We start from the raw sequence: 3,261 nt of genomic DNA, 5'->3' as shown, positions 1-3,261 counted from the left end.
AAAAAAAAAACAAATATGCAAGTAAAATAATGTTTATTTTCTTGATATTCAATAGCTTTTATGAGCGTCAAATGCGAAGTGATAATTGAACGTTAAGCTGCTATTGTTTCGTCATAATATGAGTACGGCATACCTACCTGAGTAGTTACGAGGTTTAGCCTTTTTTCTTGCTTTAGGCAGGGGTATAGGCGTCACTCCATCGGCTTTTATGTCTATTAGCCGATGTGCTTTAATGAAAGCCTGTTTTAAGTGGGAATTAAATCCTGAACGGGGTATATATTTGCCTCGGATTTGGTTCGATTCGCGTTGCAACCCGAACCAGACAGTCGTCAATTTTGGTTCGGTTCCGCGTGCTACCCGAACCAGATTGAGCGGCTGGAGTAATGTTTATCCGTCGTGGATTTGACATAGAAACAACCGTAATATGGCTGTTTGTTTATGACAATTTTTCAAGTTGGGTAATGTTGGGTAATCGGTGTGTAACCGTGGGAAATCGCTCATTTTCAGTAATCTTTTTTCGCAGTCGGAATGTTACACGGACAAAGCGACTGCCCCGATATATCCCAAACAGGCACAGCTATCCCCGGCTCATAAAAATATGATGATGGCAACCCATAGTCCGGAATATGGATTGCCATTGCTGTATTCAGGGCAAAGTATCAAACCACTAATCCAAGGTTATATTTATGGAATACATCACCATTGAACGCAGCGTCTTTGACGCTATGGTCGCCACTCTTGCCGAGTGCCGTTCAATTCTTGGCAAAGCAATCAGACGCTTGTCAGGGAATGAGCGGCAGGAGTGGATAGACAATATTTCGGCTCAGTCAATACTTCGCCGTTCACAGCGCGGCATGACACTACTCCGAATGGAAGGCAAGATCGGATACTCAATAATTGAGGGCAAGGTTTATTATCCGGCAGGCGAGATTGGACGGCTACTCTATAATTGCAAGGTTGATTATGAGTGATAATACATCCAAATTAAGCAAGGAAGAACAGCATGAAGTATTCAAGATACTTTCTGAAATCAAGAGCTGTTCTAAAGAGTTGGCAGAACGCTCTCGCCCTATGTTTGACGGCAACCGCTTTCTCTCGGACTCCGAACTTGCCCGACGGCTTGGTGTGAGTAAGTCAACACTCGCCAACTATCGCCTTAAAGGGATATTCGGTTATTATTCCCTTGAAGGCAAAATCCTGTATGCCGACACCGAAATTGAGGACTACCTCAAAGAGAACTACCACCCACCTTACCGATAAGGTAATCCAACGGCAACGCCCCCGATAATCCATTGAGAATTACCGGGGGCGTTAGCCATGTCATCACTGTTTTGTCGGACTTTTTACGCAGAAAAACCGACAAAATCAGATTTTCATTTTGTGTTTTTGATGAGTTTTGCTTTGTTAAATTGATTAACAAAAACGGTCAAACCACATTTTCAAGCATTTCAAAACCATCTACTCCCACGTTTTCAAGCATTTCAACGGGTGCCTATTTCCACGTTTACGAGGGGTACACATTATCCCGCTCCACTCAGTTTATCTGACACAAATGCCATTTGCGTATATTCCCGATGCTCTAATACATATTTACAAAGCCTATTAACCCGAAGATTATGGATAGCCGCTCCACTTTATCCAAATACCGTATCAAAGGAATTTACGGATATTATTCTCTCTGAAGGAAAATAATATATGCTGATCGTGATATAGAAGAATACATCAAAAACAACTATCACTCGCCATATAGATGACAATCTTACAGCACGTAACCCCGATAATCACAATGAGGGTTATCGGGGCTTAAACATCCCTAATTCTCCTTAGTTGCTATCACCAATTATCATATGGTTTTATCGAAGTATTTGCAATCTCTATTATGAAATGCAGGATATGTGCCCTCAAGAATATCTACAATGATTTTATTCATAATAGGGTTTTCTATAGCGCCTGAAACAAAACTAACCTCATTCCCGTGAAGTTTATCAATTTTCATCTGAATAATCTGATCGGCATCGCAAACTACAGCAAGGTTTGGATTATGTGTCACCATGATGATTTGCCTCTTACGCTTGGCAGCCTTGATGAAGTGTACAAGATACCGATATACACTTTCATTATCAAGGTTCTCTTCTGGTTGGTCTATAATCAGAGGTTTGTCATCCATGTCAATAAATAGATATAAAAGCAGTAGCAAAGCACCTCTTTCTCCAGGAGACAAAGAGGACAAGGGCTTTCCATTCATTTTAAGCTGGAAGAATGGATGGACATAGTCCATACAATAAATAAAATCGTATAGCTCTTGCTGTGTATGACCTTTCTTTAATTGGTTCTCTACTGAACGAAAATCATTATTGTCATCACGTTTGTCATAGAGTAGATCGCTGTTGATTAGGTTGGCAAAGGCAACAATAGATAGAATATCAGACATATCCACACTGTCAATATTTGATTTTATCCGAGCTTGCCCCTGTTCCTTGCCGTAGTAAGATCCTGAAGCCTGCTGACTTACGAAATCAAAAAATCTATCTCCAAAATTCCTAAGAGAGAAAGTTGAGTCAAATTCAATAGGATAATCTTTTAATTCCTCATGATAGTCCTCAATAAACTTTACAACAGGAGCAAAAAGATTTTCATAGGTCTCAAGGACCTGATGTTTCTTTTGCATCAAGTCTTTTACCAAATCCTCTCTTTTCTCGATTTTCTGAGATAGTTCTTTATTTAGATTATGTTCGATATAATCAATACGACTTTGAAGATACTTTATTGAACCTTCCTTTTCAGGAGTACCGGTAATATCTTCTAACAATTTCTCCCACTCCAGCTTTTCCTTTAGATATTTCTGATACTCAAGTTCTGGAGCACTAAGTTTTTGCTTTGCAAGATTCAATTTCTCAGATTCAAGAAGGTATTGCTTTCGTAAGCTTCCTGATTTATCTTCATTCAAATGATTGTCTATTTCATCAACTCTCTCGGACAACTCTTTAAGCTTGGAAGATATTAAATCCGGTGTATAGGTCACATTCAATACTGAATCAATATTGAGATTGTTTTTTTCATACAGCAATCTCAATTCTTGCTTGACTGCCTCTATTTGTAATGTTAGTCTATCAATACGTTCTTTACTAGCCTTTAAGTCCTGAATTGTTTTAACCTTGAAGTTGTCTTGACTTATTTTAAACATACAAAATACAATAAGGAGTGTTAAGTGTAATGAGCAAAAACACACCTAAACACTCCTTGAATTGATAGAACTCATAG

At 38.9% G+C, this 3,261-nt stretch carries 3 protein-coding genes; 2 read left to right on the top strand and 1 reads right to left on the bottom strand.

The genetic code is table 11. The features are described from left to right. Window positions 1-686: 686 nt before the first annotated feature. Together QGT73_RS17070 and QGT73_RS17065 are read left to right on the top strand one after the other, a co-directional pair. Entirely contained in the window at window positions 687-971 is a 285-nt protein-coding gene (locus QGT73_RS17070) for a hypothetical protein (protein ID WP_107033313.1), read from the top strand. Further along, a complete protein-coding gene (locus QGT73_RS17065; RefSeq protein ID WP_107033312.1) occupies window positions 964-1,260 on the top strand; it encodes a helix-turn-helix domain-containing protein in 297 nt (98 codons plus the stop codon). The genes QGT73_RS17070 and QGT73_RS17065 overlap by 8 nt, the downstream gene beginning before the upstream one ends. A gap of 583 nt (window positions 1,261-1,843) precedes the next feature. Here the strand turns inward: QGT73_RS17065 and QGT73_RS17060 are convergent. After that, complete coding sequence (locus tag QGT73_RS17060; RefSeq protein ID WP_280123228.1) at window positions 1,844-3,184, bottom strand: ATP-binding cassette domain-containing protein; 1,341 nt, start codon at window positions 3,182-3,184, stop codon at window positions 1,844-1,846. Window positions 3,185-3,261 lie beyond the last annotated feature (77 nt).

Source organism: Duncaniella muricolitica, from assembly GCF_910574735.1.
Taxonomy (GTDB): domain Bacteria; phylum Bacteroidota; class Bacteroidia; order Bacteroidales; family Muribaculaceae; genus Duncaniella; species Duncaniella muricolitica.
This window is presented reverse-complemented; position numbering and strand designations above follow the sequence as displayed.